Source organism: Frateuria sp. (genome assembly GCF_035695185.1).
Taxonomy (GTDB): domain Bacteria; phylum Pseudomonadota; class Gammaproteobacteria; order Xanthomonadales; family Rhodanobacteraceae; genus Frateuria_A.
Window position 1 is genome coordinate 1 of the sequence record NZ_DASSES010000036.1, and the last position, 26689, is coordinate 26689.

Below are 26689 nucleotides of genomic sequence, written 5' to 3' on the forward strand. Positions count from 1 at the left end.
CGCCCACCGCCGGCCCCAGCACCATCGCCATCTGGAACGCCGAGCCGCTGACCGCCACCGCGCGCGGCAGGACCGCCGGCGGCACCAGCGCCGGCAGCAGCGAGGACATCGAGGGCGACTCGAACGCCTTGGCCGTGCTGATCACGAACACCAGCGCCAGGATGCCGAACTCGTGGACGCGCCCGCTGAAACTCAGCAGCGCCAGCGCGGCGATCGCACACCATTCGACCACCTGGCCGATCAGCACCACGCGGCGGCGCTCGAACTGGTCGGCGACATGGCCGGCCGGCAGCGCCAGCAGCACCGAGGGGAAGAACTGCACCAGGCCGATCAGGCCCAGATCCAGCGCGCGGCCGGTGATCGCGTAGATCTGCCAGGCCACCGCCACCGACAGCATCTGGAAGCCGAAGCCCGAAGCGATGCGGGCGAACCAGAACTGCACGAATGCGCGGTGCTTGAGCAGGGAGTCGGTCGGCATGGGGAATCCCGGGGGCGAAGGACGGGATTATCGCCGCTCCGGGCTTCACGGCCACTTGCTGATCATCACCCTAGCCTCGGCCCATCGCCGCAGCAGGAGACTGGCCATGGGCCGCCAGGCCGAACACGTCTATACCGACCAGCCCACCATCGCCCGCTTCAACGCGATGGTCGAGCACCTGCAGAACGGCGCGCGCGTGCGCCTGCACCTGGGCGACGGCAGCACCTGCGAGGGCGTGGTCGCCGCCCGCCCGACCGTGCAGGAGTTCTACGACGGGGACGGCAACGAAGGCACCAACGGCGTGGTGCACCTCGAACACCTGGGCACCTCGGAGTGGAAGCGCTACGTCTGGTTCGACCAGATCGAGCGCATCGAACACCTCGATTCGGACGCCCAGCTGCGGGCCTGAAACCCGGACGCGTCAAATCGCTCGTTCGCCTGCACCTTCCGCGCGCGCATGAGGATCAGCCGGTGCGCGTGAAGCCGTCTTCGCTCCAGTCCTCGCTGCCCACGCCGTGGTGCACGAAGAACAGGCCGTCCGGGTCGTACCGGCGCTTGGCCCGCAGCAGGCGGGCGTAGTTCGGTCCCCAATAGCGCTGCGCCCAGTCGCGCAAAAAGTAGTCGCTCTCGGAGACGTACGAGCCGGCATCCGGCGCCACCGCGCGCAGGGCATCCATTGCGCCGTCGATGGCGGCGGCATCGTGCTTCGCGTCAGCCGCGTCCGGCCTGGCGCCGGCCAGGCCGGCGAACGCCGGGCCGCGACCGTCCGCGCAGATGGCAAGCGCGAAGGCGTCGGTGACCGCGGGGTTCATCGCAGTGTCCCGCGTGCGGGCGATCGCGTCCGCCGGGGCGCCGGCCAGGCCCTTGTTGAAGTGCAGGGCGAAGTCGTGCCGGCGCGAGGCGGCGAACAGCGCGTCGGCCAGGCGCGCCTGCCGTGGCGGCGCCAGCAGCGACGCCGGCAGCCAGGCGGACTGGTAGCCGTGGATGTACCAGCCGACCTGGGCGCGATCGCCGGCCCACACCATGCGGTAGGCCGGCGTGCCGGGCCGGTCGTCCGGTTCCATCAGCTGCGGCGCATGCTCGCGGAAGAAGTCGATGTCCCAGAAGTGGCGGGCCGGCATCGCCAGCGTGCGCAGCGGCTCGGCCAGGACATAGTCGCTGCCGCGGGCGCGCACCCAGTCCAGCAGCGGCGCCCAGGTCTGTTCGGCCTGCGCCTGGGTCAGCCCCTGGAACACCATCGAGATCGACAGCGTGTTGTCGGGGGCAAAGCCGATCTGCTCGCCCCAGTGCGGGTTGAACAGCGCCTCGCGGTAGAAGCCGACGACCCGCGCGAGCAGGTCCCGGTAGGCCCGGTCCGAGGCGGCCCGGATGGTGCCGAACACCGCACCGAAGGTCGCCGGCAGGTCGAACGTGCGCAGGGTCAGCCGGGTCACCACGCCCAGGCTGCCCCCGCCGCCGCCCTTGAGGCCCCAGAACAGCTCCGGGTGCCGGTGCGCGTTGACCGTGAGCACGGCCCCGTCGGCGGTGACCACCTCGGCCTCCAGCAGGTTGGACGCGGCGGTGCCGAAGTTCTTCGAGAAGCTGCCGAAGCCGCCGCTCTGCACCAGGCCCGCGACGCCCACCGTGGTGCAGCCGCCGCCCTGCACGTAGCGCCCGCCGACCGTGGTCACCGCATGGTAGACGTCCATCCACATCGCGCCGGCCTGCACGCTCACCGCCGGCAGCGGCGCCACCTTGCCCGCGCCGCCCTGCGGCACGAACGCCTCGTGCATCTGAACCGCGTTCATGTGGCGCGGCCAGACCAGCAGCGAGTCGGGTGCATTGGAGGTGCCCAGGTAACTGTGCCCGCCGCCCTTGACCACCAGCCGCAGCCGGTGGTGACGGGCAAAGTCCACTGCGGCCGCCACATCGGCAGCCGACTCGGCGGCCACGGCACGGGAGCTCGGGTGCGAGCGCCAGGCGCCGGCCCAGCCGCTGGTCTGGGTGAGTGCCGGGTCGTCGCCCAGCGCGAAGGGATTGCGCAGCTGCTTCAGCGCCGCCGCGTAGGCCGCCGTGTCCGGTCCGCCAGCGAACGGCGACACCGGCTGGAGCAGCCGCCCGCCCACCGCGTGGCGCAGTTCTTCCCAGGCGCCGGCACCCGGCCAGCCCGGCTGGCCGGGTCGCACCCGCGCGCCGGCCATCCCGGCGGGCAAGGCCCGGGCCGCGTGGCTGGCCAGCGGCAGCAGGGGCAGGGTGAGGGCGGCTTTCAGCAGGTCGCGTCGTTTCATGGCGGTCGCTCCGGGGAATGGCCCCAAGCTACGCCAGCGCAGGATGGATCCGGGGTGGCGGTGTGACCGGCCGAGGGCCGCTTGGGACGGGCGGCGGGAGGTTGGGACGAGTGGGGCAGGCGATGCATGCCGCCGACCCTCCCGTGGCAGGGGCGGCTTCGAGCGGGAGGGCGTACCGGCCCCCGCGGGGCGCTCTCACCTCCCGTATGCGGCGACCACTAGAATCAGCCCATGCCACCGACCAACAGCCTCGACAGCACCCCCCTCGACCGCTGGCGACGACGGCCGGTGCGGATCGCCTTCTGGGTGCTTCTTGCGCTGCTCAACACGGTGTTCAACAGCATGGTGGCGCAGATCGACCATGCCCGCACCGCGGCCTGGGAACCGTGGGTGTGGGAATGGACCAGCTCGCTGGTGATCCTGGCGCTGGTGCCGGCGGTGCTGGCGGTGGAGCGGCGCTGGCCGTTCCGCTTCGACACCTGGCGGCAGAGCCTGCCCTGGCACCTGCTCGCCACCGTGCCCTTCAGCCTGGTGCATGTGACCGGCATGGTGGCGCTGCGCGTGCTGGCGTACGCCGCGGCCGGCCGTCGCTACGACTTCGGCCGGTGGGAGCCGGGCTTCGGCTACGAATACCTCAAGGACATCCGGACCTACTTCATCATCATCGCGCTGGTCAGCCTGTCGCGGCTGTGGCTGATGCGCTGGCAGGGCGAGGCGCGGCTGCTGGCCGCGCCCGATGCCGGCCCGCCGGTCGAGCCGGTGGAACGGCCCGAGCGCTTCCTGGTGCGCAAGCTCGGCAAGGAGTTCCTGGTCAACGCGCGCGAGATCGAGTGGCTGCAGGCGGCCGGCAACTACGTGAACCTGCACGTGCGCGGGCGCGACTACCCGCTGCGCACGACCATGGCGGCGATCGAGGAGCGGCTGGACCCGGCGCGCTTCGTGCGGGTGCACCGCAGCTATTTCGTGAACCTCGACTACCTGGCCGAGATCGAGCCGCTGGACACCGGCGACGCGCGCCTGAAGCTGCGCGACGGCGGGACCATCCCGTGCAGCCGGCGCTACCGCGCGCAACTGCGCGAGCGTTCCGGCGAGACGCCGGCGGTGCCCGTGTAGGGACGCGTCCTGCGCGACCAGGAGGCGCGTGCGTCACGCACGGGTGCGCTCGGCGGGCGCCGGCTTGCGCCGCCCGCCCGCCCGATCCACGCTAGGCTCCTTCCCCCCGCCAGGAGAGCGTCGATGAAGCTGCCGTTCCATCCATCCGTGGCCGTGCTGTGCGGTGTGCTGGCCCTGGCCGGCTGCAACTCGCCGGACCAGGAGCAGGCGACCAACCCGCCGACGGCAACGACGCGGAACGACGACGCCGCGCGCAAGCTCGATACCTACCGCCAGCTGCTGCGTATCCACAACGACGAGATGGCGGTGACCATGGGCCACGACATCCTCGACCGTTACCCCGGCAGCGATGCCGCGAAGGAGGTGCAGCAGACGCTCCCGGGTATCGAGAAGCGCTGGAAGGAAGAGAGCGAGAAGCGCCGGCTCGATGCGCTGTGGATGTACCAGGTCTCGCCGATGCAGGGCGGCACGCAGTCCACCGCCACCATCTATTCCAGCCAGCCTGCCGGCAACGATCGCGTGCGGCTGGTGCTGCGCCGGCATACCGACTGGGGCCAGAACGTGTTCCTGTACGGTGGCGGCCACGGCTTCGTCTGCCGCGGCAACTGCACCATCCACGCCAGCTTCGACGGCAAGGCGCACGGCGTCAGGGCGTTCGCACCCTCCACCGGCGAGCCGGCGCTGATGATCCGCGACGATGACGACTTCATCGCGCGGCTGAAGAAGGCGAAGAAGATCACCATGGACGTGACCCTGGTCGACGGCGAGAAGAAAGAGACCCTGCTTTTCGAGGTGGGCGGCTTCGATCCGGCGAAATGGAAGGCGCTGCCGAGCAGGAAGTGAGCGTGCACCGATCCCGTCCCGGCGCGTTGCCGGAAAGGTCGAGCCGGAGGAGAAACGCCATGACGTTGAAGCGCACCTTGCTGGCGGGCGCCGCCCTGGCGGTCGCGGCCGGCTGTTCCAGCGTTCCCCAGGCGCAGCGCATGACCCAGCGCCAGGCCGCCTACGACGCGGCGGCCGGCGCGCCGGTCAACAGCTTCCGGTTCTTCACGCCGCTGTGGTCGTGGGAGCCGCTGGGCAGCGACCAGGTGGCGGTCTACACCAAGCCCAGGGAAGCCTGGCTGCTGGACGTGCCCGGCTGCACCGAGCTGCCTTACGCCACCGCGATCGGGGTGACCTCGAACCTCAACCAGGTCTCGATCAATTTCGACAAGGTGATCACCGGGCGCAGCCAGTTCCCGTGCACGATCGTGCGGATCCGCCCGGTCGACGTGGCCAGGCTCAAGGCCCTGCAGCAGGAACAACGGCAGGTCACGACCAAGCCGCGACCGACCTGAGCCACCGTCCGGCCCGCGCATGGCGGGCCGGCGTGGATTGCGCGGGCCCAGGCGTCAGTTCAGGAAGAGCTTCTCGGCCAGCTTCGCCAGCGGCCGCTCCAGCGCGCCCTGCAGGCGCGGCGGAAAATCCAGCGGCTTGAGCAGCATCTTCACCGTCATCTCCGCCGGGATATGCCGGCGCAGCAGGTCCTGCGACTTCCCGGCGACCTTGCGGAACGCCTCGCGATCGCCCCTGTGCTGCGGATAACACTGCTCGAACACGTGGCGCAGCGCGATGTCGCTGTCCTCGCTGCGGATCTCGTTGACCCGCTTGAGCACGGCGCGGAACACCCGGTAGCGCCCCAGTCCCTCGTGCTCGCGGTAGCGGCGGAAGTGCTGGTAGAAGTATTTGAAGTGGCGCACTTCGTCGCTCTTGATGTGGCCGGTCAGCTGCTTGAGCACCGGCTCGTCGGTGATCTCGTGCAGTGCGCGGTACAGGCTCGCGGTGCCGGTCTCGACCACGCAGCGCGCGGCCAGCTCCAGCCCGCGGCTTTCCTCCAGCTGCTCGGCCGTGCACACGGCGCCGTATTCGGTCCAGAAGGCGGCGAAACCCTTGTCCCAGTCGAACTCGGGCCATACCGCGCGCACGTAGGCGGCGAGCGCGCGGCCGTGTTGCAGCTCCTCGTGTTCCCAGTGCTGGCAGAGCCAGGTCTGCAGCTCCTCGTCGCCGTTGAAGTGGGCAACCAGGTTCCGCGTGTAGAGGTCCGAGCCGCTCTCGACGAAGGAAGAACTGCAGAGCAGGAAGAACAGGTCCTCGTTGTGGCGGATGCGGGCGCGGTCGATGCCGGACAGGTCCAGGCTCTCCAGCGTCCAGGGCAGGGCAGGGGCGTAGTTCACGCGGGTGTCCTGTGAAGGGCGCGGGCACGGAGCGCGCGCGTGACGGGCGAATGACGGACAGGATACGGCCTGGTGACGCGCGGGGAATTAACCAAGGCCCACCCCGCGGCCAGCCACCTACGGCACCACCGTCACCGGCACGTGCGCCCGTGCCAGCACGTCGCTCGACACCGAGCCGACCAGCCACCGCGCCAGTGCGCCGCGCTCGGTGTGGCCGATCACGATGTGGTCGACCCCGCGCTGCTCGACCTGGCTGAGCAGCACGTCGCCCGGACTGCCATGGGTGACTTCCACGTCGATCAGGTCGCGGGCGTCCGGCTCCATCGCGACCAGTTCGTCGAGCAGTTCCTGCGCCCGCTGGGCACCGGAGTCGGCCATCATCAACGCGCAGGCGTCGGCGCCGCCCTCGGTCACCTGCAGCACCGAAACCACCCGCACCCGGCCCCGGCTGCAGCGCGCCAGCGCGACCGCGGTCTGGAAGGCGCGTTGCGAGGAAGGCGAACCGTCGTAGCCGACCAGCGTGTACCTGAACATGGCGCGTCTCCGTGCGTGCGTATCGATTATGCAGCGTCCTTCAGCGGTCGCAGGGCGCGACGACCTCGGCGTGTGCGTTGGGGCGGATCGGCGCCCCGCGCACCTCGGCCACGTTCTGGGTCAGCTCGGCGCCGAGCAGCAGGATCAGCACCGAGTAGTACACCCACACCAGCAGCACCACCACGCTGCCGGCCGGCCCGTAGGCGCCGCCCACGTCGCTGTGTGACAGGTAAAGGCTGATGCCGAACTTGCCCACCGCGAACAGCACCGCGGTGAACGCACCGCCCAGCAAGGTGTCGCGCCAGTCGATCTGCGCGTCGGGCAGCACCTTGTAGATGGAGGCGAACACCAGCCCGAACAGCACCAGGGCCGCGGTCGCTTCCAGCGCATCCCACACCACCGTGTCGCTGCGCACGAACACCGCGATGGCGGCGCTCGCCACCAGCGACACGATCAGCAGGAAGGCCAGCGTCAGCAGCAGGCCGAGCGCATGCATGCGCGTGAGCAGCCAGCTGAAGACGGCGTTGCGCGGCGCCGCGCGCAGGTTCCACACGCGGTTGATCGCCAGCTGCAGCTGGGCGAACACGGTCGAGGCGCCGACCAGCGTCACCAGCAGGCCGATGATGCCCGCCCAGTGGCCCAGCTCGGGGCGGTCCTTGGCATTGCTGATCACCAGCTTCACCGCATCGGATGCGCGCGTGCCGACCAGGCTGCTGACCGAACCGACCAGTTGCTGCTGCCAGTCCGGCTGCAGCGAGGCGACCAGCCACAGCAGCAGCACCAGCATGGGCGCGAACGACAGGGCCGAATAGAAGGCCACCGCGGCGGCGTGCGTCATCAGGTCGTCCTGCGCCGCGCCCTTGGCCGTCCGCTTGACGACTTCCACGGTCGATTGCCACAACGAGCGCATGGGGTGAACCTCCGGAACCTGCGTGCCGGCCAAGCATGGCCTAGGTTCCTGCGCGGCGATCGTGAATGCGCACGGCGGCGCTTGCTGGCACTTCCTTCACCCTGCCGGGGCCAGACTCGACCGCAGCCTCAACTGCCCCGGACGGGGAAGGAGACCTGCGATGAACCTGCGTACCACCGCATTGGCCAGCCTGGTCCTGGCCGGGGCGACGGCGCTCGCCGCCTGGCCGGCGGGGCCCGCCCGCGCCGCCGAACCGATGGTCAAGTGCGAGCTCAGCTACAACCTGCAGGGCTGGTCGATCATCTACAAGCACGCCGAAGGCAGCGGCACGGTCACCTGCAACAACGGCCAGAGCGCGCCGGTGAAGATCAGCGTGGTTGGCGGCGGCCTCACCGCCGGTAAGTACCGCGTCGAGAACGGCAAGGGCGAGATCACCCGGGTGCACGGCATCGAGGAGGTGTTCGGCGACTACGTGCAGGCCGGCGCCGAGGCAGGCGTGGTCAAGAGCGCGCAGGCGCAGGTGCTGACCAAGGGCACCACCTCGCTGGCGCTGTCGGCCACCGGCCAGGGCATCGACCTGGGCGTGTCGGTGGGCAAGTTCACCATTTCGCGCCCGTGAGCTGAGGCGGTCGGGCGGGGCGCGCCCGCCGCATCCGCACAGTGCGCGCCGCGCCGGCGCTCACCGTCGGGCGTGCAGCGCGTAAACTCGGCGGGCTTTCCCACGGAGCCCGCCATGCCCCTGCCCTCCACTTTCGTCCGACCCGCCAGGGCCTGCGAGACCACGCCGCGGGCGGTCTGCTGATGGCGGCCCTCGATGCGGCCACGCACCGCTTCGGCGCATGGCGGGTCGCCACCTGGATCGTGCTGCTGCTGACGGCCTTCGGCGGCGTGCTGTACCTGCGTCACGGCGACTGGCCCTACCTGGTGGGCGCCTTCGCGGTGATCGTCGCCTGCGCCGGCTGCATCCTGCGCCAGCCATGGGCGCGCCAGGCCCTGCGCGTGATCGCCTTGCTGCTGGTGCTGTGGGCGCTGGCCACCGGTGGGCTGATGCTGGCGCAATGGGGCCAGTTCGATGCCGCCCGCGCGCACGCCATGACCCAGTCGCAGCCGGAGCTGCTGTTGCTGCTGATCGAACAGGCCCGTCGCAGCTTCCTGCTGGGGCTGGTGTTCAAGGCGCTGCTGGTGCCGCTGCTGCTGTGGCTGGCCTGGCAACTCGGGCGGCCGGCGGTGCGCGCGCAATTCGTCTCGCGGGCGCCAGCGCGCCGCTGATGCGCGGCCAGTTCAGCCGGAGTTGACATGCAGGCGGGTATCGCTGGATACCCCCATGCTCCGGAACCCCCGATGCGCCTGCGGCTCCTGTCTGCCTGCCTGATCCTGTCCGTCGCCATGCCGGTCCTGCACGCGCAGGACCTGGCCGGTACCTGCCATGCCGGTAGCAGCTACGACCTGACGGTGAAACCGGGTAGCCTGATGTTCGATCGTCCGCAGCCGGCGCCTTTCCACGTGCAGATCGCCGACGGCGCCTTGCGCACCGACGGCCAGCCCGTGCGCCTGAATGCCGAGGCCCAGGATCGGCTGGTGCTGTTCGAGCGTGACCTGCGTGCACTGCTCCCGCGCGTGCGGGCGGTGGCGGACGCAGGCGTCGACCTGGCGGTACGCGCCGTGCACGAGGAGGCCGCCGGCATGCACCTGGCCCCGGCCACCCTGGCCGAACTGGACCGCCGCCTGGCCTCGCACGCGGGCGAGCTCCGGCAGCGCATCGCACAGAGCAACAGCACCCACGACTGGCAAGGCGATGCCGCGCAGCAGCTTGCCGACCGCATCGTCGGCGACCTGGCCCCGCTGGTCGCCGGCGACCTGGGCCAGCAGGCGCTTGCCGCCGCGATGAACGGCGACCTGGCCGAGGCCGCGCGCCTGCGCGACGAGGCGGCCGACCTGGCCACGCAACTGCAGCCGCGGCTGCAGCGCCGCATGCAGGCGCTGCGCCCGCAGGTGCAGGCGCTGTGTCCGGCGATCCGCCGCCTGGCCGACCTGCAACAGGGCGTGCGCGGGGCCGACGGACAGCCACTGGACCTGGTGCAGCTGGGGCCATAGCCCCTCATCCGCCGGGCCGGGCCGGGCCGGGCTCTGGCCACGCGGCCGCTGCCGTCCACCCCGTGAGCCGGCACGGCGCAACCCGAATGCCGCCTGACGGGCGGTGCGGCGCAAGCCCCGCCGCCGCCCCGAGTTAATCCCCGGCTAAGTGCGCAGGACCGACCATGGCCGCTCTTGCCGAATTCCGGAGCCATCCCTTGGCGCCACGCCCGCAAACGCTGTTCAACGCGCTGATCCGCCAGGGCATCGACCTGCGCGCGATGTACCGCGACGCCTCCGCGCAGGCCAGCGAGCCGGGGCTGCGCGTGGTGCTGGGCGAGAACGCCAGTGCGCTGGACCAGGTGATTGCCGACCTGCAGGGCCAGGTCAGCCAGCTGGGCGGCACGCCGGCCCGGCGCGGCCGCCTGGGCGGCTCCGCACGGCGCCAGCTGATTGAATGGCTGCTGCCGGAAACCCCGCACCGGGACACCGCCTGGATCGCCCGCCTGGCGCACGGCGAGGCCGCGCTGGTGCACGCCTTCGAACAGGTGTTGCAGGGCGCCACGCCCGAGACCGCCCTGGTGTTGCGTCGCCAGTTGCCGCGGCTGCAGGGCATTCACCTGGACATGCATAGCCTGGCCCGCGCCCGGCGCTGCTAAGCTCCGCCCACCCGGGGTTGCCCAGGGGGACACGGCATGACCGCGAGCGCACAGGACGTCCTGGATTTCTGGTTTGCCGACGAGAACGCGGTGCGCTGGTTCGTCCGCGACGCCGGGTTCGACCGCGTCGTCCGCGAGCGCTTCGGCGCCACGCTGGAGGCGGCCGCCGCCGGGGCACTCGATGCCTGGGTACTGACCCCGCATGGCTGGCTGGCGCTGCTGATCGTGCTCGACCAGTTCAGCCGCAACATCTACCGTGGTGACCCGCGCGCCTTCGAGCAGGACACCCGGGCGCAGTCGCTGGCGCTGGAAGGCCTGGAACGGCGCGACGACGAGGCGCTGGCGCCGCTCGAGCGGGTGTTCGCCTACCTGCCGCTGGAACACGCCGAGGACCTCGCCCTGCAGTGGCGTTCAGTGACGCTGTTCCGCGCCCTCGCCCTACAGGCCTCGCCGCACGCGCGCGGGCAATATGACAATTTCCTCGACTACGCGCGCCGGCATTGCGAAGTGGTCACCCGCTACGGCCGCTTTCCGCACCGCAATGCGCTGCTGGGCCGCCCCAGCACGCCGGACGAGCTGGCCTACCTCAAGGAGGGCGGCGGCTTCTAGGCAGCAATGGTCGATTCCACGGAGGGAATGACATGCGCACCATCCTGACCGGCAGCCTGTGCCTGCTCGCCTTTGCCGCCGCCGCCTCGGACACCCTGCGCGTCGGCAGCCGCCTGCTGGTGGCCGGCGACAGCGCCGCGCAGGTGCGCGAGCTGCTCGGCCGTCCCACCCGGGTGGCGCACCATCGCGCCGCTCGCCGCGGTCGCGGCGTGGTGGTGGCCACGCCCGCCAGCGAAAGCTGGATCTACCGCCGCGAGGGACGGGAGATCACCGTCACGCTCGTCGATGGCGCGGTGGCGCAGATCCAGCAGCGTCCCTGAGGTTTTCCCGGCACATGACCGATGGCACGGATGACCGATGGCACGGCATGACGCGTGGCCCATGTCGGCCGCCGTCGCCGGCGTGATGCTGGCGCCCTCGTCACGGTGGAGCCGAACCATGCGCGCGCTGATGCTTTCCTTCGCACTCGCCACCGGCCTGGCGCTGGGTGCGCCGGCGCAGGCCGGCGGACTGCACGTGAACCACGAGCAGTGCAACTTCGGGACCGACTACGACGTGCTGGTCAAGCCCGACGGGATCACGTTCGAGCGCCAGCAGGGCGTTCCCGGCCGGGTCTTCATGCACGACGGCGCGCTGAGCGTCGACGGGCGGGACATGCCGGTGTCGGCGGCCGACGCGGCGCGCCTGCGCGAGTACGAGAGCCAGGTGCGCAGCCTGTTGCCGGAGATTGCGGCGATCGCGCGCGAAGGCGTGGACATCGGCTTCGACGCCCTCGCCACGGTGGTCGCGAGCTTTTCCGACGACCCTGCCGAGCGCAGCCGGCTGACGGGCGAACTCAACGCGCAGCACAGGCAGGCGCTGGTCAAGGTCGACAGCGGCCTGGGCCAGGGCGAATGGCGCCAGCACAGCGTGGAGGACCTGATGGAACACCAGGTCGGCGACGCGGTCGAGGCCTTGGTCAGCACGGTCACGGCCAAGGCGGTCAAGGCCGCGCTGAGCGGCGACCAGCGCCAGGTCGCGTCGCTGGAAGCCCGCGCCGACGCGCTGGACAAGAGCATCGATGCGCAGGTCGACGCCCGCGCGGACAAGCTCTCCGAGCGCGCCGAAGCGCTGTGCCCTCGCCTGGTCAGGCTCGACCAGTTGCAGCAGCAGTTCGAATTCCGGCTCAAGGATGGCTCGCGCCTGGCGCTGGTCGACCACCAGCCCGGGCGTGACAACGAGGTTTCCGCCAGGACGGAATCCCACACCCGCTGACTGCCCCCACGGTTGGCGGAAACGGCCGCTGTCCCACATCGGACCACCATGCGGCCCTGAGCGCCGTGCCGGCTCCCCAGGTCGGCACGGCGTCTTTTTTCCGGGGATCACGGGTGCGGGGCGGCCGGTCGGGCGCCCCTGCTAGGCTTGGCGACCGGTTCGTTCGCGGAGTGACGCCATGCCCGACCTGCTTGCCCGCATCCATTTTTCCGAGAACGCCACGCGGCTGGGGATCAACATCCTGATCGCGCTGCTGATCCTGCTGATCGGCATCTGGCTGGCCGCGCGCATCGCCAACCTCCTCCAGCGAGCGATGCACCGCGCGGCGGTGGACGCAACCCTGGTCGGCTTCCTGCGCAACCTGATCTATGGCGTGATGGTCGCGGTGCTGGTGGTCAGCGCGCTGATCACCGCGGGGGTGCCCTCGGCGCCACTCGTCGCCGCGCTGGGCGCCAGTGGCCTGGCCATCGGCCTGGCCCTTCAGGGTTCGCTCAGCAACCTGGCCTGGGGCGTGCTGCTGATCGTGTTCCGGCCGTTCCGCGCGGGCGACTTCATCCACGCAGGCGGACTCGACGGCACCGTCGAGGCGGTCAACCTGATGTACACGTTGCTGGCCCTGCCCGATGGGCGCGAGGCGATGGTGCCCAATGCCAAGATCGGCGGCGACGCGATCATCAACGCCAACCGCCGAGGCGTGCGCCGTTTCGAGCTCAAGGTGGGCATCGGCTACAAGGACGACATCGGCAAGGCGATCGCGGAAATCGAGCAGCTGTTCGCCGCCGACACGCTGATCCTCAAGGAGCCGCCGCCGAGCGTGGTGACCGGCGCACTGGGCGAAAGCTCGGTCGACCTGATCATCCGCGGCTGGGCCCGCAGCGGCGACTGGTGGGTGGTCCAGACCGACCTGCTGCGCCGGATCAAGGAGCGCTTCGCCGACGCCGGTATCAGCATCCCGTTCCCGCAGCGCGAGCTGACCGTGGTGCAGGGCACGTTGCCGGACGGGGCGAAGCAGGCCGGCTGACAAGGCGCGGCCGGAAGCCACCGGCCGCGCGCGGTGATGGTGCGGGTTCCGGGACCGCCGGTGTGGCGGGCTACCGCACCGTCACCGGCCGCCGGTTGTCGCCGGAGACGCGATCGATCAGCTCGTTGAACGGGTCGATGCCCGCTTCGGCCGGCGTGCCGTCGACGGTCACGGTGATCGTGCTGTCGCCGGCCGGCAACAGCCGCTTTTCCAGGTACAGCGGCTTGCCGTCACGGCCCTGGCCGGGCGAGGCCGCGAACACGCCGATCTCCACCGGCACGTCCGGCCGGGCCGGCGTTTCCCTGCCGGTGCCGTCGACGTAAACCTTGCCCACGTGCACCTTCAGGGTGACCGCATAACGGCCATCCGGCCGCCGCGACGCGGTGGCGTCGCTGATGCGGTTGTCGAACAGGGTGATCTTCCAGAACAGGTCGTCGAGCAGGCCCTGCCACTTCGGGCCGACGGTCCTGGCCAGCGTCGCCATGAAGTCCTGCGCATCGGGGTAGGGCGGCCCGCGGAACCGCCAGTCGAGCAGGAACTGCCGGAGCGCACGGTCGAACACGTCCTCGCCGACGTAGTCCTGCAGCGCGTAGAACACCAGCGAACCCTTGTTGTAATGGATGTACTGCTGGTCCTCCACCCTGGCCAGCGGCTCTTCGGCCACCTTCTCGGTGGCGCGGCTCATCAGGTACTTGTCCAGCTCGTACTTGAGGAACCGGCGCATCTGGTCGGCGCCGTACCTGTGCTTCATCACCATCAGCGCCGAGTACTGGGCCAGGCCCTCGCTCAGCATCGTCGAGCCCTGCATGTGCGCACCGATCACCTGGTGTGCCCACCACTGGTGCGCCACTTCATGCGCGGTGACGTAATAGACGTAGTCGATCCTGGACGGATCACGCAGGTCGGCGATGAAACCGAGCGACTCCGAATACGGGATGGTGTTGGCGAAGGACTGCGCGAAGGTTGCGTAGTCCGGGAACTCGAGGATCCGTACCTGGCGGTACTGGTAGGGGGTGAAATGGGCCTGGTAGTAGGCCAGCGCATCCTTGGTCGCCTGGATCATGCGATCGACGTTCCAGGCGTGCGCGGGGTTGTAGTAGACCTCGATCGCAATGCCGTCGACGCTGTCCTTCCTCACTGCATACCGCGCCGACAGCCAGGCGGAGAAGTCCAGCATCGGCCGGTCGGCGGTGTAGGTGAAGTAGCGCCGGCCGTTGGCCGTCCAGCTCTTCGCGAGATGGCCCGGCGCCAGCGCGGTCTGGTCGGCGGCGGTCGACACGGTGGTGGTGAAGTCGATCCAGTCGGCGTCGTTGCTGATGTAATTGTTGCCACGCGCCTTCGGGTCACCCAGCGTCGGCATGCGCGGCACGTCCGGCGGCAGGCCGTACTTGCGCCGGTCGCTGCGGTCGGTCAGCTGCAGTGCGCTCTGGTAGCCGAAATGCGGCAGCACGCCGCTGTCGAAGAACGTGCCGTTGCCGGCCAGGAACTGCCCGGATGGCTCGTTGGTGAAGCCGCGTGGCGCATATTCGAGGTCGAAATCGAAGGCCATCGAGGCGCCGGGCGCCAGCGGCGTCCTGAGCCGGTAGATCGCGTAGCCCAGCCGCCGGTCGTCGCTGACGGTGTCGTGCGGCGCGAAGGCGAGCGAGCTGACCGCGAAGTCCGTGTCCAGGTTGACGTGCAACGTGTCGATCGGCGCGGACGTGCGGTTGACCAGCGTGTAGCTCCCGCGGATGCGGAGCCGGCGGCGGTACGGATAGATCTCCACGTCGGTTTTCACCGCGCTGATGCGCGGCTGTGGCAGGCCCGCGTACTTCGAATACTTCTTCTCGTAGTCCGCGCGCCGGCGCGTGGCCTCTTCGCTGCTCGTGTAGTGGTTGAGCACGTTGATGTTGTAGAAGATCCAGGCGCCGGTCAGCACGAAGCCGGCCAGTGCCACGCCGAGCGCGACCGCCGCCGGCCGCCGCAACCGCACACGCGCCTCGCGCAGGCGTTCGGGCCAGGCCCGGGCGGTGCCGCGCAGGTTGAACAGCGCGGCCACCACCAGCAGCGCCGCCGCCGCGAAGCCCCAGTACAGGTCGAACCACAGCGCGCCGGCCAGGTAGTGGCCGAAGCCGTTCATGTCCGAATACGGCACCGACGAGGCATGCCCGTAGATGAACAGGTTGTGTTCCCAGTGCAGCAGCGGGAAGCCGATGATCGAGGCGACCAGCCAGACGATGCCCAGCACGTAGCCGATGAACTTGCTGCCGGCCAGCGTCTGGAGCAGCAGCATCAGCACCGCCAGCAGCACGAACGGCGCGGCGTCCAGGCCCAGCGTCGCCAGGTAGAGGCCGATCTCCAGCCGCGTGTAGCCGTGGCCGAGCTGCCAGCCGATTGCGACCAGGTCGCCGACCACCAGGTACACCAGCACCACCGCCACCAGCGCCAGCAGTCGCGCCGCCAGCGGCAGCCAGTCCGGCAGCGGCAAGGCATCGACCACCTCGGCGGTGTGCCGATCGCGGTCGCGCCAGACCAGTTCGCCGGCATAGAAGGTCACGATGATCGCCAGCAGCCAGTGGAAGCTGCCCTGCACCGTGCCGATGACCGAGTGGGTGACCGGATAGGTGGCCGTGCCGTAGATCGCCCCGGCAAAGGCCAGCGCGAACAGCAGGTTGACCAGTCCGAACGCGAGCATCACCAGGAACGGCACGCCGCGCAGTACCTGCGCCAGGTCGAAGCCCAGCAGTGCACGCAGCTGGGTCAGGCGGCTGCGCGGGCCGTAACCCGGCCGCACCGCCGGCAGCGTGATGCGCGCCGCGCCAGCCGCCGGGCGCAGCAGCGGCGGTTCGGCGCGCGGCTTGCGGCGCGGCAGGCGCAGCCCTTCGCGGCTGGTGCGGAAGAGCGCGAACGCCATCCCGCCCAGCAGTACCGACACGCCGAGCCAGAGCAGCCGGTTCCACAGCAGCAGGCCGTCCAGCGGCGGCAGGCGGTGGTTGAGTTCGTCGGCGGACCAGTAGCGCGTGACGATACCCAGCGTGCGATGCCCGAACGGATCGAGCATCGCCGCAATGAGGTGGTGGTTCACGTCGCGGGTGAGCAGGCCCGAGAGCGACAGCAGCACGATGAAGGCGATGATGCCGATGTAGGTGGCCAGCAGCGAGCGGGTCACCGTGGCCAGCAGGAACAGCAGCGAGGCGGCGAACAGCATGTCCGGCAGCACGATCACGCCGAACGCCCAGGCGTAGCCGTGCCAGCCGGCCGGACCCAGCCGCGCCGGGTCGATCCATGGCATCGCACCGCCCAGCGCGATGCCCAGCATCACCACCAGCATCACCGCCACCGTCGCGGCATAGCCGGCGGCCAGCCGTCCGCCCAGGTAGCCGCCGCGGCCCACCGGCGTGGCGAACATCAGCTCGGCGGTGTCATGGTCGAAGTCGCGCAGCGCCGCACCCGCGACGAACACGCCGCCGGCCAGCAGGCCGACGATGGTGAACTGGTTGATCAGCCGCACGATCACCATCGGCGCGTTGCGCAGCACGTTGCCGCTGGCGCCGCCGATCATCACCGCGTCCGTGCAGGCGACCGCGAAGGCCAGCGCGCCGAAGGTCAGTGCGAGGATCCAGAACAGCGGCGCGCGCCATTGCTGGCGCCATTCGAAACGGAAGACCTCCGCCAGCATGGCGTCAGGCCGCCCGCACCGCAGCCTGCGCGCGCAGGCGGCCGAAATAGACGTCTTCCAGGTCCGGCACCACCGGCTCGAAGCCGGGCTCGGGCCGGGTGTCGGCCAGCACGTGCAGCAGCGTGCGGCCGCCGGCCAGGCGGGTGGAGAGGATGGTCATGCGCGCGCGGTAGCTGTCCAGCTCCGCCTTGTCGATCGAGCGGCGCCATACCCGCCCGTCCAGGCTGCGGATCGCCTCGCGCGGTTCGCCGGTCAGCAGCACCTGGCCCTGGCCGATGATCGCCATGCGCGGGCACAGGTCGGTCACGTCGGCCACGATGTGGGTAGAGAGGATCACCACCACCTTCTCGCCGATCTCGGCCAGCAGGTTCAGGAACCGGTTGCGCTCCTCCGGGTCCAGCCCGGCGGTCGGTTCGTCCACGATCACCAGCCGGGGCGCGCCGATCAGGGCCTGGGCGATGCCGAAGCGCTGGCGCATGCCGCCGGAGAAGCTGCCCAGCTTGCGCTTGCGCACGTCCCACAGGTTGACCTGGCGCAGCAGCGCCTCGGTCAGGTCGCGCCGCTCGCCACGGGCGGTGACGCCCTTGAGCACCGCGAAATGGTCCAGCATCGCCTCGGCGGACACTTTCGGGTAGACGCCGAATTCCTGCGGCAGGTAGCCCAGCAGGCGGCGGGTCGCCGGCTTGTCGGCCAGCAGGTCCCGCCCGTCGAGCTCGACGCTGCCCTGGTCGGGATCCTGCAGCGTGGCGATCGTCCGCATCAGCGAGGATTTGCCCGCCCCGTTGGGCCCGAGCAGGCCGAACATGCCCTGCGGGATGTCCAGGTCGATCGCACGCAGGGCATGCACGCCGTTGGCGTAGGTCTTGGACAGGTGGCGGATGGTCAGCATGCCTTGGGTCTCCGCGCCGCCCCGCGCGACGCCGCAGGACCAGCATAGGCAGCGCGGCCGGCGGGCACATCGGCACAAGGTCATGCATGCCGGGGGCATGGGCAGCCGGCCCTGTGCGGCGGGCGGCCGTTCGCTATCATGGGAGGCCTTGCGCGGCCGCCATCCCCGGGCGCTGCGCCCTTGTCATCGCAGGAGACCCCATGGCCGACCCCAAAGAAGCACGCGTCCCCGATATCGGCGGCCACGACAATGTGCCGGTAATCGAAGTGCTGGTGAAGGCCGGCGACCGCGTCGAGAAGGAACAGAGCCTGATCACGCTGGAATCGGACAAGGCGACCATGGAGGTCCCCTCGCCGTTCGCCGGCGTGGTGAGTGAAATCAAGCTCAAGGTCGGCGACGAGGTCTCCGAAGGGGCGCTGATCGCGATCATCGAGGCCGAGGGCGCTGCCGCGCCCGCACCCGCCGCCGCGCCGATAGCCTCCGCCCAGCAGGCGAAGGCCGCCGAGCCGCGCTCGGGCAAGGGCGCCATCGACGAGGCGTCGCCGCAACCGCCGCCCGCCGCGCCGCCGGCCCCCGGCGGCGTGCGCGAGGCACGCGTACCGGACATCGGCGGGCATGACAACGTGCCGGTGATCGAGGTGCTGGTGAAGGTCGGCGACACCGTCGCCAAGGACCAGAGCCTGATCACGCTGGAATCGGACAAGGCCACCATGGAAGTGCCCGCGCCGTTCGAGGGCGTGGTCAAGGAACTCAAGCTCAAGGTGGGCGACGAGGTGTCGGAGGGCGCGGTGATCGCGCTGATGGAGACCGCTGCTGCGGCCCCGGTCGCGCCCGCGCCGTCGCCCGCGGCCGCGCCGGATGCGCAGTCGGCCACCGGCCTGCCGGTCAGCGGCGGCGGTCCGAAGACGCCCGGGCAGCCCGCACCGGTCGGTGGACGCGGCGTGCAGCCGGGCAACGTGCCCGAGGGCGACGTCGCGCCGCGCGCGCGTCCGCCGATGGACGCCAAGGTGATCATGCCCGGCGACGCGCCCTATGCCAGCCCGGCGATCCGCGCCTTCGCGCGCGAGCTGGGCGTGGACATCGCTCAGGTGAAGGGCTCCGGCCGCGGCGGGCGGATCCAGCGCGAGGACGTCAGCGCCTACGTCAAGCACGCGCTCGCCTCGGGCGCGCGCCCGGTGCAGGGTGCGCCGGTGGCGGCCGGCGGCGGGCTCAACCTGCTGCCCTGGCCGAAGGTCGACTTCGCCAAGTTCGGCCAGGTCGAGGAGAAGCCGCTCTCGCGCATCCAGAAGATCTCCGGTGCAAACCTGGCGCGCAACTGGGCGATGATCCCGCACGTCACCCAGCACGAGGACGCGGACATCACCGAGCTGGAGGCGTTCCGCAAGCAGCTCGGCGCCGAGAACAAGGATCTGAAGGTCACCCCGCTGGTGTTCCAGATCAAGGCGGTGGTCGCGGCGCTCAAGCAGTTCCCGCAGTTCAACGCCTCGCTGGACGAGACCGGCGAGAAGCTGGTCCTCAAGAAGTACTTCCACATCGGCATCGCGGTGGACACGCCCGATGGCCTGGTGGTGCCGGTGATCCGCGATTGCGACCAGAAGGGCCTGCTCGACCTGGCCCGCGAGCTGGGCGAGATCTCGAAGAAGGCGCGCGAGAAGAAGCTCGGCCCCAACGAGATGTCCGGTGGCTGCTTCTCGATCTCCTCGCTGGGCGGCATCGGCGGCACCGCGTTCACGCCGATCGTCAATGCGCCGGAGGTGGCGATCCTGGGTGTCTCCAAGGCGTCCATCAAGCCGGTGTGGAACGGCAAGGAGTTCGCGCCGCGGCTGATGCTGCCGCTGTCGCTCTCCTACGACCACCGCGTGATCGATGGCGCGCTCGCCGCGCGCTTCGCCGCGTTCCTCGCCAACCAGCTCGGCGACATCCGCCGTCTGCTGCTCTGACGGACTGGCGATGGGCCGGCCCGCTGCGCTGACCGCCGCCGCTCCGGTGCATGCACCGGAGCCGTCCGGGCTCGCGGGCTGGCTCGACTGGAGCGTCGCGGTCGGTGGCATGCGGCTGACCCTGGCATCGCTGCTTGCAGCCGTGCTCGTGCTGGCGTTGTTCCTGGTCGGCTCGGCGCTGGTGCGGCGCGGGCTCAACCGCTATGGCCAGACCCACCAGGGCATCAACCCCTCATCGCTGTATACGGTCGAGCGTCTGGTGCACTACCTGCTACTGGTGATCGGCGTGCTGTGGGCGCTCAGCGTGGCGGGCGTGCCGGTCGCCAAGATGACCGTGTTTGCGGGCGCGATCGGCGTCGGCCTGGGCTTCGGCCTGCAGGCGATCTTCAACAATTTCGTCTCGGGCCTGATCCTGCTGTTCGAGCGTAGCCTGAAAGTGGGCGACTTCGTCGAGCTCGCCTCCGGGCTGCATGGCACGGTGCGCGATATCCATATCCGCGCCACCCGCATTTCCACCAACGACAACATCGGCATCCTGGTGCCGAACTCCGAGTTCGTCAGCGGGCGGGTCGTCAACTGGACATTGAGCGAGGCCGCTCGCCGCCAGAAGATCCCGTTCGGCGTTGCCTACGGCACCGACAAGGAACGGGTGAAAAAGGCCGCCCTCGAGGCCGCCGCCGCGGTGCCGTTCACGCTCTGCCAGGACGGGCCCCGGGCGCCGCAGGTGTGGCTGAGCGGCTTCGGTGAGTCCTCGCTCGACTTCCAGCTGGTGGTCTGGCTTACCCCCGAGGCCACCCGTCGTCCCGGTTCGGTCACGGCCGCCTACAACTGGGCCCTGCACACGGCGCTGGAGAAATACGGCATCGAGGTCCCGTTCCCGCAGCCCGACCTGCACGTCCGCAGCTGGCCGGACTCGCGCCCGGGCGCGACCTCGCCGGCGCGCCCGGACACCCCCATCGGGCTGGCGGACAACGACGCCGCCCGCGATGTGCAGCGCGAAATCGACGAGTCTGCAGCATCCCCATCCCCCACCGGCGACGCCACGGCGCGCTGAGCGACAAGCAAAGGATCCATTCATGGCCACTATCGAAATCAAGGTTCCCGACATCGGCGGCCACGACAACGTGCCGGTGATCGAGGTGCTGGTGAAGGCCGGCGACCGCGTGGAGAAGGAACAGAGCCTGATCACGCTGGAGTCGGACAAGGCGACGATGGAGGTGCCCTCCAGCGCCGCCGGCGTGGTCAGGGAGGTGAAACTGAAGGTGGGCGACGAGGTGTCCGAGGGCGCGGTGATCCTTACCCTCGAAGCCGAGGGATCGCTCCCCTCTCCCACCGGGAGAGGGACTGGGGGTGAGGGTTCGGCCGGAGCGAAACCTGCCGCTTCGCCCGCACCCTCTCCCGCCCCTGCGGGGCACCCTCTCCCGGCGGGAGAGGGAAAGGCGCCGCAAGCGGCGGGCAGCTCCGGCCGCCAGCCGGATTTCGAATGCAAGCTCGTCGTCCTCGGCTCCGGCCCGGGCGGCTACACCGCCGCCTTCCGTGCCGCCGACCTGGGCGTCGACACCGTGCTGGTCGAGCGCTACGCCACCCTGGGCGGCGTCTGCCTCAATGTCGGCTGCATTCCTTCCAAGGCGTTGCTGCATGCCGCCGCGGTGATCGACGAGGCCGCGGCCATGGCCGCGCATGGCGTCAGCTTCGGCAAGCCGACCATCGAGCTGGACAAGCTGCGCCACTTCAAGAACCAGGTGGTCGGCAAACTTACCGGCGGCCTGGCCGGCATGGCGAAGCAGCGCAGGGTGCGCACCGTGCAAGGCACCGGCCGCTTCGTTTCGCCGCATGAACTGGAAGTCGAGACGGCCGAGGGCACCAAGCTGGTCCGCTTCGAGCACGCCATCATCGCCGCCGGCTCCCAGGCGGTGCGCCTGCCGATGTTCCCGTGGGACGACGAGCGCGTGATGGATTCCACCGGCGCGCTGGAACTGGCCGACGTGCCGAAGAAGCTGCTGGTCGTCGGTGGCGGCATCATCGGGCTGGAGATGGCCACGGTGTACGCGGCCCTGGGCAGCGAAGTGACCGTGGTCGAGTTCATGGACCAGCTCATCCCGGGCGCCGATGCGGACCTGGTCAAGCCGTTGGCCAAGCGCCTGGGCGGCAAGCTCAAGGGCGTGCACCTCAAGACCAAGGTGGTCGAGGCCAAGGCCACGAAGAAAGGCATCGAGGTCCGCTACGAGGGCGAGAGCAGCCCGGAGACCTCCGTGTTCGACCGCGTGCTGGTTGCCGTGGGCCGCTCGCCCAACGGCAGCAAGATCGGCGCCGACAAGGCGGGCGTGGCCGTGAGCGAGCGCGGCTTCGTCAACGTCGATACGCAGATGCGCACCAACGTGCCGCACATCTTCGCCATCGGCGACCTGGTCGGCCAGCCGATGCTGGCGCACAAGGCCACCCACGAGGCGCGCGTCGCCGCCGAGGTGGTCGCCGGCCTGAAGAGCCACTTCGACGCCCGCGTGATCCCGTCGGTCGCCTACACCGACCCGGAAATCGCCTGGGTCGGCGTCACCGAGCGCGAGGCGAAGGAGAAGGGCCTGAAGGTCGGCGTCGGCAAGTTCCCCTGGGCGGCCTCCGGCCGCGCCATCGGCATCGACCGCACCGAAGGCTTCACCAAGCTGCTGTTCGACGAGCAGACCCATCGTGTGGTCGGCGCCGGCATCGTCGGCCCGCACGCGGGCGACCTGATCTCCGAACTGGCCCTGGCGATCGAGATGGGCGCCGAGGCGGCCGACATCGCGCTGACCATCCACCCGCATCCGACACTCAGCGAATCGGTCGCGATGGCGGCCGAGGTGTACGAAGGCACCATCACCGACCTGTACCTGCCGAAGAGGAAGTAATCACCATTGCGCCCGCCCACCAGGGTGGTGGCGGGCCTATCCGAGCGAGGCGCCATACCCGCACCGCGGACCCGCGCAGCGTGGCTGGAGCAATTCCTTATGTACCAGACGTATCGGCTGGGTTGACCGTGGTGGATCGGCCCCAAACCTTGGTCCCGTTCAGCGCCCCGGCGCGTCGGCCGACGCTTCCTTTAGCCGGTCTTCCAAGCTGCCCAGGTTGTTCTGGGCCTGGTCGAGCATCAGCGTCATCTGGCCGATCACGTGCAGGAACTCGCGCGGGTCGATGTTCCCGGTGCGCAGGTCGGTCATCGCATCGACCATGCGTGGCCCGTTCATCACCAGCGCCAGGTTGGCGCTCAGGGTGGTGACCATCTCGCGTTGGCCGGCATACACCGCCGAATAGCGCCGCATGGCCGCATCGTCGATCCAGCTGACCGACTGGTTGGCCACCGCCACGTCCCAGGCCTCGCGGCGCAGCGTCGGCCAGCTCAGGTTGAGGTTGAAGCCATCGATTTGCACCAGGGCCTGGATGTGGCGGGTGATCGCCTGGTCCGTCGCATGCGCCTTGAAATCCTGCACCAGCGCATCGCGGATGGAGGCGAGCGCCTTGGCCTGGCGCGCGTTCTTGGCCAGCGAGCCCTGGAGCTCGGACAGGTTCGAGCGGATCTCGGTGTCGATCTGCGCCCGCGCGATCTCGGCGGCATGCACATGGTGCGTGTGCTCGATCCAGGCCTCCAGCCCCAGTGCCGTGAGGATGCTGAGCACGATCATCAGGTAATGCTTGAGAAAATCCTTGAGCGAGTCGAGCCGGGCCTTGGGCAGTTCCAGGTGCATGGGGGAATCCTTGTGTGGGTCGGTCAGTCGCGCGGCGCGACAGTGTCGAACAGGTCGCGCTGGGCGGCAAAGTGGTCGCGGTCGACGAAGCCGGCCAGTCCCACGCCGACCAGCCGGTAGCGCGTGCCGGGCGGATGGTCCACACGCGCGCGCAGCGCGCAGGCGAGCTCGGCCAGCGCGTGCGCCGAGCCGGGCAGGGTGGGCGGCGAGAAGCTGCGGGTGAGCGTGCGGAAGTCGGCGGTCTTGAGCTTGAGCACCACCGTGCGCGCGATGCGGCCTTCCTCGCGCTGGTGGCCGGCCCAGGTCTTCTCGGCCAGGCGGCGGATGTGCGGCTCGAGCTCGTCCAGCGTGAGGTCGTGTTCGAACGTGTCCTCGGCGGACACCTGCAGGGTCAGCCGGTCCGGCTGCACCGGATGCTCGTCGATGCCCCAGGACAGCTGGTAAAGGCGCCGGCCCCAGCGCCCGAAGCGCTGCTCCAGTTCCGTCTCGCCCAGCCGGCGCAGGTCGGCCGCGGTGGCCACGCCCATCGCCGCGAGCTTGCGCTCCATGACCTTGCCCACGCCGGGCAGGCGGCCGACCGCGAGCGGGGCCAGGAAGGCCTCGACCTGGTGCGGGCGCACCACGAACAGGCCGTCGGGCTTGCGCCAGTCCGAGGCGATCTTGGCCACGAACTTGTTCGGCGCCACGCCGGCAGAAGCGGTCAGGGCGGTTTCCTCGCGGATGGCGGCGCGGATCGCCTCGGCCGTCGCGGTGGCCGAAGGCAGGCCGCTCTTGCCGGTGGTCACGTCCAGGTAGGCCTCGTCCAGCGACAGCGGCTCGATCAGGTCGGTGTGGCGCGCGAAGATCGCGCGGATCTGTCGTGACACCGCCTTGTAGCGGGTGAAATCCGGTGGCACGAAGATCGCCTGCGGGCACAGCCGCTCGGCGCGCACCGCCGGCATCGCCGAGCGCACGCCGAACACGCGCGCCTCGTAGCTGGCGGCGCACACCACCGAGCGCGCGCCGCGCCAGGCCACCACCACCGGCTTGCCGCGCAAGGAGGGATCGTCGCGTTGCTCCACCGACGCGTAGAACGCGTCCATGTCGATGTGCAGGATCTTGCGCGGGGTGGGAGACACGAAAGAAGCCGGGGGATGCCTGAAGGGGGATTCTAGGCGACCGGCGCAGGCGTGCGGCAATGGCCTGTCGAACCCGCCCCTGCATGGTTTGACACGCGGTTGATAGCGGCCGCACTAGCGTGGTGGGGCACCCCCGGAGGGTCCCGCCCATGACCGATTTCGCCCACCTACGCCAACGGATGGTCGAGCGCCAGCTGGCCGGGCGCGGCATTACCGATGCGCGCGTGCTGGAGGCCATGGGCGCGATTCCGCGCGAGGCGTTCGTGGCCGGCAGCATGCACGAGTTCGCCTACGAGGATTCGCCGCTGCCGATCGAAGCCGGGCAGACCATCTCGCAGCCGTTCATCGTCGCGCGCATGCTGCAGGCGGCCGAACTGCACGCGGGTGACAGCGTGCTGGAGATCGGTGCCGGTTCCGGCTACGCCGCGGCGGTGATGGGGGCGCTGGCCGCGTGCGTCTACGCGATCGAGCGCCACGCCGAGCTGGCCGACCTGGCGCAGCAGCGCTTCGACACGCTGGGCTACCGCAACATCCGCCTGCGCGTGGGCGACGGCAGCGGCGGCTGGCCGGAGGCGGCGCCGTTCGATGCCATCATCGCGGCGGCCGGCGGACCGGCGGTGCCGGACGTGCTGCGCCGGCAGCTGGCTGTGGGCGGGCGGCTGGTGATGCCGGTGGGCGAGACCCTGTACCGGCAACGGCTGGTGAAGGTCACCCGCGTGGCCGAGGACCGTTTCAGGGAGGAGGAGCTGGAGGAGGTGCGCTTCGTGCCGCTCGTGGGCAGCTACGGCTGGAGCGAGCAGGATGCCTCGCCGCGGCCGCGGATCGAGCCGGTGGCCGCGCGCGCGCCGGTCGACGGGGGCGGCCTGCCGCAGCTGATCCGCGAGGCGGCCGAACCGCTGCCCGATCTCGACGATCCGGCGTTCGGCAGGCTGTTCGACCGCTACGGCGACGCGCGCGTGGTACTGCTGGGCGAAGCGAGCCACGGCACCAGCGAGTTCTACCGCGCCCGTGCGGCGATCACCCGCCGGCTGATCGAGGCGCACGGCTTCACCATCGTCGCGGTGGAAGCGGACTGGCCGGACGCGGCCGCCCTCAACCGCTACGTGCGCGGGCGCCCGGCGGCGGGCGACGAGCCGATCTTCCAGCGCTTTCCCACCTGGATGTGGCGCAACCGCGACGTCGCCCGCTTCATCGACTGGCTGCGCGACCACAACGAAGGCCGCCCGGCGGCGGAGCAGGCCGGCTTCTACGGCCTGGACCTGTACAGCCTGGACAGCTCCATCCGTGCGGTCATCGACTACCTGGACCGGGTCGATCCGGAGACCGCGCAGGTCGCGCGCCACCGCTACGGCTGCCTGATGCCCTGGAGCAAGGAGCCGGCGCAGTACGGCCGGATGGCGCTCAATGCCGGCTACCCGCTGTGCGAGAAGGCGGTGGTGCAGATGCTGCGCGAGCTGCTCGCGCGACGGATCGACTACGTCCGCGCCGACGGCGAGTACTTCCTCGACGCGGCGCAGAACGCGCGCCTGGTGAGCAACGCCGAGGCCTACTACCGCGCCATGTACTACGGCTCGGCCGAGTCCTGGAACCTGCGTGACAGCCACATGTTCGAGACGCTGGAAAACCTGCTCGCCGCAGCCGGCCCGCAGTCGAAGGCGGTGGTGTGGGCGCACAACTCGCACATCGGCGACGCGCGCCACACCGAGATGGGCCAGGTGCGCGAGGAACTGAACCTGGGCCAGCTGTGCCGCCAGCGCTTCGGCCAGGACGCGGCGCTGATCGGCTTCGGCACGCACACCGGCACGGTGGCTGCGGCGGACGACTGGGACGAGCCGATGAAGGTGATGGACGTGGTGCCCTCGCGCAGCGACAGCTACGAGCGCCTGTTCCACGACGCCGGCCGGCCGCGTTGCCTGCTCGATCTGCGCGGCAAGGCCAACCGGGACCTGTGCGGGCGTCTTGCCGCCGGCCGGCTGGAGCGCTTCATCGGGGTGATCTACCGCCCCGATACCGAGCGCTGGAGCCACTACGTGGAATGCTCCATGCCGCGCCAGTTCGATGGCTACGCCTGGTTCGACGAGACGCACGCGGTCGAGCCACTCGGCCAGGAACCACGCACCGGCGCCGCCGAAACCTGGCCGTTCGGCCTCTAGCTGTGATCTCTCAGTAGGTTGTTCACCCGGGGCGATCCCGGGATTCTGGAGGTGCGACCCAACCAGCACACCAGGAGCCCC

At 70.3% G+C, this 26689-nt stretch carries 25 protein-coding genes; 16 read left to right on the plus strand and 9 right to left on the minus strand.

Annotated features, from left to right (window positions below; translation table 11 throughout):
* The coding region (locus VFH59_RS02500) for an MFS transporter (protein WP_325163310.1) at nucleotides 1–478 on the minus strand (478 nt) is incomplete at its 3' end.
* A 106-nt stretch (nucleotides 479–584) separates the two neighbouring features.
* On the opposite strand from VFH59_RS02500, the gene VFH59_RS02505 reads away from it, so the two are divergent.
* Nucleotides 585–887, plus strand: a complete 303-nt coding sequence (locus VFH59_RS02505) for a DUF3247 family protein (protein WP_325163311.1) — start codon at nucleotides 585–587, stop codon at nucleotides 885–887.
* A 55-nt stretch (nucleotides 888–942) separates the two neighbouring features.
* Here the strand turns inward: VFH59_RS02505 and VFH59_RS02510 are convergent, their stop codons facing one another.
* Entirely contained in the window at nucleotides 943–2745 is a 1803-nt protein-coding gene (locus VFH59_RS02510; RefSeq protein ID WP_325163312.1) for an FAD-binding protein, read from the minus strand.
* 231 nt (nucleotides 2746–2976) lie between these two features.
* On the opposite strand from VFH59_RS02510, the gene VFH59_RS02515 reads away from it, so the two are divergent.
* The 3 genes from VFH59_RS02515 (at nucleotide 2977) to VFH59_RS02525 (ending at nucleotide 5195) form a co-directional block, all read left to right on the plus strand.
* Nucleotides 2977–3858, plus strand: a complete 882-nt coding sequence (locus VFH59_RS02515) for a LytTR family DNA-binding domain-containing protein (protein WP_325163313.1) — start codon at nucleotides 2977–2979, stop codon at nucleotides 3856–3858.
* Nucleotides 3859–3981: 123 nt separating this feature from the next.
* Entirely contained in the window at nucleotides 3982–4701 is a 720-nt protein-coding gene (locus VFH59_RS02520) for a hypothetical protein (RefSeq protein WP_325163314.1), read from the plus strand.
* A gap of 59 nt (nucleotides 4702–4760) precedes the next feature.
* Entirely contained in the window at nucleotides 4761–5195 is a 435-nt protein-coding gene (locus tag VFH59_RS02525; RefSeq protein ID WP_325163315.1) for a DUF6491 family protein, read from the plus strand.
* Between the two features lie 54 nt (nucleotides 5196–5249).
* Here VFH59_RS02525 and VFH59_RS02530 read toward each other — a convergent pair whose 3' ends face one another.
* The 3 genes from VFH59_RS02530 to VFH59_RS02540 all read right to left on the minus strand — a co-directional run bounded on the left by VFH59_RS02530 (nucleotide 5250) and on the right by VFH59_RS02540 (nucleotide 7515).
* Entirely contained in the window at nucleotides 5250–6071 is an 822-nt protein-coding gene (locus VFH59_RS02530; RefSeq protein WP_325163316.1) for a ferritin-like domain-containing protein, read from the minus strand.
* Between the two features lie 117 nt (nucleotides 6072–6188).
* The gene (locus VFH59_RS02535) at nucleotides 6189–6605 is read right to left on the minus strand and encodes a universal stress protein (protein ID WP_325163317.1); all 417 of its coding nucleotides are present in this window, start codon (nucleotides 6603–6605) and stop codon (nucleotides 6189–6191) included.
* A 40-nt stretch (nucleotides 6606–6645) separates the two neighbouring features.
* The gene (locus VFH59_RS02540; protein WP_325163318.1) at nucleotides 6646–7515 is read right to left on the minus strand and encodes a YihY/virulence factor BrkB family protein; all 870 of its coding nucleotides are present in this window, start codon (nucleotides 7513–7515) and stop codon (nucleotides 6646–6648) included.
* 160 nt (nucleotides 7516–7675) lie between these two features.
* Here VFH59_RS02540 and VFH59_RS02545 point away from each other — a divergent pair, with 160 nt between their 5' ends.
* From VFH59_RS02545 to VFH59_RS02580, 8 genes are all read left to right on the plus strand, one after another.
* Nucleotides 7676–8134 (plus strand): hypothetical protein, encoded by a 459-nt coding sequence (locus VFH59_RS02545; protein WP_325163319.1) that lies wholly within the window; start codon nucleotides 7676–7678, stop codon nucleotides 8132–8134.
* 182 nt (nucleotides 8135–8316) lie between these two features.
* On the plus strand, nucleotides 8317–8784 hold the full coding sequence (locus VFH59_RS02550) for a hypothetical protein (RefSeq protein WP_325163320.1): 468 nt from the start codon (nucleotides 8317–8319) through the stop codon (nucleotides 8782–8784).
* 72 nt (nucleotides 8785–8856) lie between these two features.
* Nucleotides 8857–9609: a DUF2884 family protein gene (locus VFH59_RS02555; RefSeq protein ID WP_325163321.1), complete on the plus strand. Its 753-nt coding sequence runs from the start codon at nucleotides 8857–8859 to the stop codon at nucleotides 9607–9609.
* 164 nt (nucleotides 9610–9773) lie between these two features.
* Nucleotides 9774–10247, plus strand: coding sequence for a PA2169 family four-helix-bundle protein (locus tag VFH59_RS02560; protein WP_325163322.1), 474 nt, complete (start codon nucleotides 9774–9776; stop codon nucleotides 10245–10247).
* A gap of 36 nt (nucleotides 10248–10283) precedes the next feature.
* On the plus strand, nucleotides 10284–10856 hold the full coding sequence (locus VFH59_RS02565) for a DUF924 family protein (protein WP_325163323.1): 573 nt from the start codon (nucleotides 10284–10286) through the stop codon (nucleotides 10854–10856).
* 32 nt (nucleotides 10857–10888) lie between these two features.
* Nucleotides 10889–11176 carry a hypothetical protein gene (locus tag VFH59_RS02570; protein ID WP_325163324.1) on the plus strand — a complete coding sequence of 96 codons (288 nt, stop codon included), beginning with the start codon at nucleotides 10889–10891 and terminating at the stop codon, nucleotides 11174–11176.
* Between the two features lie 118 nt (nucleotides 11177–11294).
* Complete coding sequence (locus VFH59_RS02575; protein ID WP_325163325.1) at nucleotides 11295–12110, plus strand: DUF2884 family protein; 816 nt, start codon at nucleotides 11295–11297, stop codon at nucleotides 12108–12110.
* A 178-nt stretch (nucleotides 12111–12288) separates the two neighbouring features.
* A complete protein-coding gene (locus VFH59_RS02580) occupies nucleotides 12289–13131 on the plus strand; it encodes a mechanosensitive ion channel family protein (RefSeq protein WP_325163326.1) in 843 nt (280 codons plus the stop codon).
* Between the two features lie 70 nt (nucleotides 13132–13201).
* Here VFH59_RS02580 and VFH59_RS02585 read toward each other — a convergent pair whose 3' ends face one another.
* Nucleotides 13202–16789, minus strand: coding sequence for a M1 family aminopeptidase (locus VFH59_RS02585; RefSeq protein WP_325163327.1), 3588 nt, complete (start codon nucleotides 16787–16789; stop codon nucleotides 13202–13204).
* 4 nt (nucleotides 16790–16793) lie between these two features.
* On the minus strand, nucleotides 16794–17678 hold the full coding sequence (locus VFH59_RS02590; protein WP_325163328.1) for an ABC transporter ATP-binding protein: 885 nt from the start codon (nucleotides 17676–17678) through the stop codon (nucleotides 16794–16796).
* A 200-nt stretch (nucleotides 17679–17878) separates the two neighbouring features.
* Between VFH59_RS02590 and aceF the strand changes: the two genes are divergently transcribed.
* From aceF to lpdA, 3 genes are read left to right on the plus strand one after another with little or no spacing between them, the layout of a single operon-like run.
* Nucleotides 17879–19618: a dihydrolipoyllysine-residue acetyltransferase gene (gene aceF / locus VFH59_RS02595; RefSeq protein WP_325163329.1), complete on the plus strand. Its 1740-nt coding sequence runs from the start codon at nucleotides 17879–17881 to the stop codon at nucleotides 19616–19618.
* 10 nt (nucleotides 19619–19628) lie between these two features.
* Nucleotides 19629–20672: a mechanosensitive ion channel family protein gene (locus tag VFH59_RS02600; RefSeq protein ID WP_325163330.1), complete on the plus strand. Its 1044-nt coding sequence runs from the start codon at nucleotides 19629–19631 to the stop codon at nucleotides 20670–20672.
* Between the two features lie 22 nt (nucleotides 20673–20694).
* Nucleotides 20695–22503: a dihydrolipoyl dehydrogenase gene (gene lpdA / locus VFH59_RS02605; RefSeq protein WP_325163331.1), complete on the plus strand. Its 1809-nt coding sequence runs from the start codon at nucleotides 20695–20697 to the stop codon at nucleotides 22501–22503.
* Nucleotides 22504–22662: 159 nt separating this feature from the next.
* Here lpdA and VFH59_RS02610 read toward each other — a convergent pair whose 3' ends face one another.
* The gene (locus VFH59_RS02610) at nucleotides 22663–23337 is read right to left on the minus strand and encodes a hypothetical protein (protein ID WP_325163332.1); all 675 of its coding nucleotides are present in this window, start codon (nucleotides 23335–23337) and stop codon (nucleotides 22663–22665) included.
* A 23-nt stretch (nucleotides 23338–23360) separates the two neighbouring features.
* Nucleotides 23361–24455 (minus strand): DNA polymerase IV, encoded by a 1095-nt coding sequence (dinB, locus tag VFH59_RS02615; protein ID WP_325163333.1) that lies wholly within the window; start codon nucleotides 24453–24455, stop codon nucleotides 23361–23363.
* A gap of 149 nt (nucleotides 24456–24604) precedes the next feature.
* Between dinB and VFH59_RS02620 the strand changes: the two genes are divergently transcribed.
* On the plus strand, nucleotides 24605–26608 hold the full coding sequence (locus VFH59_RS02620) for a protein-L-isoaspartate(D-aspartate) O-methyltransferase (protein WP_325163334.1): 2004 nt from the start codon (nucleotides 24605–24607) through the stop codon (nucleotides 26606–26608).
* Nucleotides 26609–26689: the final 81 nt, after the last annotated feature.